At 69.4% G+C, this 5,371-nt stretch carries 4 protein-coding genes; 2 read left to right on the top strand and 2 right to left on the bottom strand.

From position 1 onward, the window contains the following. Positions 1 to 130 precede the first annotated feature (130 nt). The gene (locus AC08OX_RS11555; protein WP_476607819.1) at positions 131 to 937 is read right to left on the bottom strand and encodes an alpha/beta fold hydrolase; all 807 of its coding nucleotides are present in this window, start codon (positions 935 to 937) and stop codon (positions 131 to 133) included. An 87-nt stretch (positions 938 to 1,024) separates the two neighbouring features. Between AC08OX_RS11555 and AC08OX_RS11550 the strand changes: the two genes are divergently transcribed. Then, the gene (locus tag AC08OX_RS11550) at positions 1,025 to 1,447 is read left to right on the top strand and encodes a MarR family winged helix-turn-helix transcriptional regulator (RefSeq protein ID WP_476607818.1); all 423 of its coding nucleotides are present in this window, start codon (positions 1,025 to 1,027) and stop codon (positions 1,445 to 1,447) included. 68 nt (positions 1,448 to 1,515) lie between these two features. Here the strand turns inward: AC08OX_RS11550 and AC08OX_RS11545 are convergent, their stop codons facing one another. Continuing rightward, positions 1,516 to 3,426 carry an acyl-CoA dehydrogenase family protein gene (locus tag AC08OX_RS11545; RefSeq protein WP_476607817.1) on the bottom strand — a complete coding sequence of 637 codons (1,911 nt, stop codon included), beginning with the start codon at positions 3,424 to 3,426 and terminating at the stop codon, positions 1,516 to 1,518. 1,502 nt (positions 3,427 to 4,928) lie between these two features. On the opposite strand from AC08OX_RS11545, the gene AC08OX_RS11540 reads away from it, so the two are divergent. After that, a partial coding sequence (locus AC08OX_RS11540) for a Panacea domain-containing protein (RefSeq protein WP_476607816.1) occupies positions 4,929 to 5,371 on the top strand: 443 nt, incomplete at its 3' end.

Below are 5,371 nucleotides of genomic sequence, written 5' to 3'. Positions count from 1 at the left end.
GGCCGAGAAACCTCGCGACCATCCGCAACCTTGCCCTGAGCCTCCTCCGCCTCCGCGGAGTCCGAAAAGTCAAGGAAACCCTCGAACACATCGCCGGAGACCGCCGCCGGGCACTCCAATTCATAGCCACTTAACGCAACAGACCGTCACACCACGCGACCTTCGCGCAGCCCTGAGCCTCGACCTGCGGCAGGTGGCCGGACCGGGGCAGCAGCGTGAACGTCGACAGTGGGATCGCGGCGGCATAGGCCCTGCCGTATTCCGAGTCAACGATGCCGTCACTTTCGCCCCACAGAACGTGGGCTGGGATGTCGAGACCACCCAGCCGCTCGGCGAGCGTCGGGTCCGACATGACCGGGCCCGTGTACCCGACCAGCGCTCGCACATCCGGGCTCGGCCCGGCATCGCCAGTACCCGGCGAAGCAGGCATCTTGCTCGGGTCATGGAAGGAGAACGACCGGATCTCAGTAGGCGAGAGACCGCGGACATCGAGCATCGGATGGCCGTCGACGTCAATACCAATACCGTCGATGATCACCACGCCGCTGACCCGGGGGCTCTGCTGCAAGGCGATCTCGGCGGCGAGCCACCCACCGAAGGAGTTGCCGACGACGGTCACATCCGTGAGGTCGAGTTGCTCGATCATCGCTACATACATCCGGGCGAGCTCGATGACTCCCGTCAGCGCTTCGGCCTTCGGCGTACCGCCGAAGCCGGGGTGAGTGGGCAGCAGTACCCGGGAGTGGGTGCGCTCGGCGAGCAGATCGGCGAAGCCGGTCATGGTGACCGTGCCACCTCCACCGTGCAGGAGCAGAAACGGCCGGGTGCGGTCGCGGTCCTGGACGGTGATCTCGACCGCTCCCGCGGAGCCGACCTGGAGCGTGTGGGTGTGGGTGTGGGTGGGCCGGAGGGAGCCGGCCATGATCGGAGTACTCATGATTCCTCTCTTATTGACAGGAATATAAGCAACATTATATCAGCTTCATGATACAAGCAACCTTACTCGACACGCTAGGCTCAGGTCGTGAGATACCGCACCGCGGACGTCGCCTTGTCCGTCAAACGCCTGCAGTACCGCCATCACCGCGCGCTGAGCCGCGCGCTGGCACCATTGGGACTCTCACTCGCGCAGTGGGACACCCTGCGTCACCTGCACCGGCACCCGGACGCATCGCTGCACGACCTCGCAGTGCTGACGTTCCAAACCGACCAGTCCTTCGGCTCCCTGGCGGCCCGGATGGCCGCCCGCGGGCTGATCGGGCGGGTTCCGGGGCCGGGCCGTGCCGTGCGACACCGGCTCACCGAGGAGGGCGCGCGGCTGCGCGCGGCCGGCCAGGACGCCGTGGACGCCGTCTTCGATTCCTCGTTCCGCGCCCTGTCGGCCGACCAACTCGACCAGCTGGGCGCGCTCCTGGACGCGGCCCTCGGGCCCGACCCGACCGCGTAGTGGAAGGCCGGCCCAAGCCCTCTGGTGCCGCGCCGCCTGCCCGGCATGATCACGCGAGGCGCACATGGTCAGCCCGCGGCGAGCAGGTCGACGGCCGGTCGAGTCGGGACCGCCCGCTGCCGCTCCGCGGCGAGGAACGGCCCTTCGCCGCTCGGGTCCATCACGCCGGACTCGGCCCAGCTGAAGCGGCCCGCAAGCACCTCCTGCGCCGCCGTGTAGTTGCGGGCGTCGTCGTTGCGCCACAGCGCCGCGAAGGACGCCTCGACCCGGCGTCGCGCCTGCCGGCAGAACAGGTCGGCCAGGTCGGTCGCGGTCGGCTCGCCCTCCTCGTCGAGCATCCGGGCCCGCACGACCGCCGCGCTGATGGCGAACAGTTCGGCGCCGATGTCGACGAGACGCCCGAGGAACGCCTGCTTCTTCTCCAGCCCGCCCTGCCAGCGAGCCATCCCGTAGAAGGTCGACCGGGCGAGCTTGCGCGCCGAGCGCTCCACGAAGCGCAGGTGCGTGCTGAGCCGGCCGAATTCGAGGAACGAGCGCGGCGACGTCCCACTGCCGACGGCGAGGCCGGGCAGCCAGCGGCCGTAGAAGGCAGCCGCCCGTCCGGCGCTGCGGGCCTTCGCCGCGACCGGCGCGTCCGGGGAAATGATGTCGCCGGCCACCGCGAGGTGGGTGTCCACGGCCTCCCGCGCGATGAGCAACCGCATGATCTCGGTGGAGCCTTCGAAGATCCGATTGATGCGCAGATCGCGTAGCATCTGCTCGGCCGGTACCGGTCGTTCCCCCCGGTTGGCCAGGGACTGGGCGGTCTCGTACCCGCGGCCGCCGCGGATCTGGACCAGCTCATCGGCGATCAGCCAGGCCATCTCGCTGGCATACAGCTTGGCCAGGGCAGCCTCGATCCGGATGTCCCCGCGTCCCTCATCGGCCATCAGGCCGGACAGCTCCAGCATCGCCTCCAGCCCGAACGTGGTGGCGGCCGTGAACGCGATCTTCTGGGCGATGGCGTCGTGCTGGCCGATAGGCCGGCCCCACTGGACGCGGTCCCGCGACCATTCCCGGGCGATGCGCAGCGCGTACTTGGCGCCGCCCACGCAGGTCGCCGGCAGGGCGAGGCGGCCGGTGTTCAGCGTCGTCAGGGCAATCTTGAGCCCATCGCCTTCCCGCCCGAGGCGGTCCGCGGCCGGGACCCGGACCCGCTCGAAGCTGGTCACCCCGTTCTCGATGCCGCGCAGACCCATGAACTCGTTGCGGTGCTCCACCTTCACGCCGGGTGCGTGGGCGTCGACGATGAAACACGTGATGCCACCGCGATGACCGGCCGAGCGCGGGACGACCGCCATGACCACCAGCCGATCGGCGATCACACCGTTGGTGGTCCACAGCTTGCGGCCGCTCAGCTCGTAGGCGGCGCCGCCCTCGACCGGCACCGCCTGGCTGCTCATCCGGGCCGGGTCGCTGCCCACGTCGGGCTCGGTCAGCAGGAACGCGCTGATCTCCTCGCGGGCCACCTTCGGCAGATACGTCCGCTTCTGCTCCTCGGTACCGAACCCCAGGACCGGCTCGGCCACGCCGATCGACTGGTGCGCCGAGAGCAGCGTGGGCAGGCTCGAATGCCACGAGCTGGACAGTTCAAGCGCCCGGTTGTAGTACACGGTGGTCAACCCGAGTCCGCCGTACTCCTCGGGGATCTTCATGCCGAGGGCGCCTATCCGCCGCAGCCCGTCGATCACCTGCCCAGGTAGCCGCCCGTCCCGCTCGATCTGCAACGGGTCCACCGTCTCCCGCAGGAACGACTCGAGCTGGGCCAGGAACGCCTCCCCCCGCCGCCGGTCGCCCTCCTTCGGCCGTGGGTGCGGGGAGATCAGATCGAGCCGGAGATGACCGAGGAAAAGCTCCTTGCCAAACGAGGGAAGCCGCCACTCGGCCTCCCGGGCCGCCTCGGCGACCCTGCGCGCCTCCCGTTCTCCCACCTGCGCCATGTCTCGCCTCCCCGTCCGTGAGCGGTATCCCGCCCGCCAGCGGTATGCAGTCCCTGCCTACCCGTACTCCTACCCGCACCGCGCCCATCCGCACGAGCTGGGTGAGCCCCACCGAGCGGTGTAGATCGGGGCTGCTGGACCCCCATCCCCAACACGATCATCAGCCACCCAACGCTGAGCGGGTACGCGCGGATGATCCTGATCTGGCTTCTCTCCCACACACCCGAGTACTTGGCCACCGTCAACGCGGACGCTGTCAAGCGCGAGTTCCGGGGCTGGGGTCGGCGGGTCGTTGCCGCCGCTCTCAAGGAGCTTGAATCCTCCGGGCATCTCGTTCGGAGACGGGTTCCGGGTCCGGGTGGTCGGGTGATCTGGGCTCCGTTGGCGGTCCGGGCCATGCCAGAGAGTGGTGATGCGAACACGCCAGCGGAACTACCGGTTTCGGATGGTCCGTCAGCGGAACGTCCGTATGTGGATAACCCCAACCACAGGACAGAAACCACCCCGCCCGACCCGATCGAGGCCAGCTCCACCACAGGCAGCAAGGGATGCGGGGGGTCAGCTCCCGCCGTACCCGCCGGTGCCGACCTGGTCCAGACGCTGATCGACCTGGTCCGTGAGGTGACCGGGCAGACGATCGACCGGGAGCTCGCCGGCAAGGGGGTGGCGATGGTCCTCCGGGCGAAGGACGGCACACCGCGGCCTGTGTCGGATCCGGTGGCCTACCTGCGGACAGCGGTCGAGACGGCGCCCACACGGTTCCTGGAGACGTTCGTCCCGCCACGCGCGGGCAGCGCCCACAGCCGGCTGCGGCGCGGCTTCGACCCGAACGCGACGATCCACGAGCCGCGTGGCATGACCGGCCTGGACATCGACCCTGCTACGGGGTGGCCGGTCGACATGAACCCGGGTGGACGCCCGCTGCGCCGGAAGGAGACCGCCCGCGCCTTCGAGGCTGAGCAGGCCCGGGTCACAGCGTCCGGTCCGGCCGGCGACCCGTCGAAGCTGCTGTGCCCCACCCACCCGACGGCCACGTTCCACCCGGACGGGACGTGCCCGGAATGCCGCCCAAAAACCACGCAAACCGCCGAACCGGGCTGGACCGGATGGATGTTCTGCGCCCACGCCCCGTACGGCCATCACGGGCCTGCCTCCGTGGTGTGGCTCCTGTGGTGGGGACGCCGGTCACTCCCCGGCCGTCATGCAGGCCAACCCGTCGTACCGGACGGACACCGGCCGGCCCCGCGGCACCCCGTGCCCCCGGTGCCACCCGGATGGGATCCGGGCCAGCGCGTGAACGGGCACCAAACCCCCGCCTGTTCGCCGCGCTGGGCCAGATCCCCGACTTCCTTGACCGGCTCATCCGGGCCAGGCGACGAACGGAACCTGCTACGTTGCAGCGTGTTCTACGTAGCGCCAGGGGGGAAATGAGGGACAGTAGATCTAGCGTTGTTCCAGTACCGCCGCGTCGGACTCAACCACCGAGGGGAGGTACGAGGCAGATGCCCTCCGTGCATGACGTTGCCGCCTACATCCTCGACAAGGCGGCTCCCATGACCGCCATGAAGCTCCAGAAGCTCGTCTACTACTCGCAGGCCTGGCACCTCGTCCGGGACGACGAGGTCCTGTTCCCTCAGCCGATCGAAGCTTGGGCCAACGGCCCCGTCGTCCCCGAGCTGTACGCCAGGCACCGCGGCCGGTACACGGTGGAAGCGCCCTGGCAGTGGGGCAGCGCGGATGCGCTCACCGACGCGCAGCGCGAGACCATCGACGAGGTGCTGAACGCCTACGGGGACTTCACTGCCCAGCAGCTCAGCGTCCTGTCGCACAGCGAACGGCCCTGGCGGGAGGCCCGCCAGGGGCTGCAGCCGCTTGAGCGGGGCTCCGAGGTCATCGACCCCACGGTCATGGCCGACTACTACGGTTCCCTGCTCCAGGAGGGCAG

This window comes from Frankia sp. CoBUL1 (assembly GCF_978021245.1).
The sequence above is the reverse complement of the archived record's forward strand: the minus strand, read 5'-3'. Positions and strand labels throughout refer to the sequence as shown.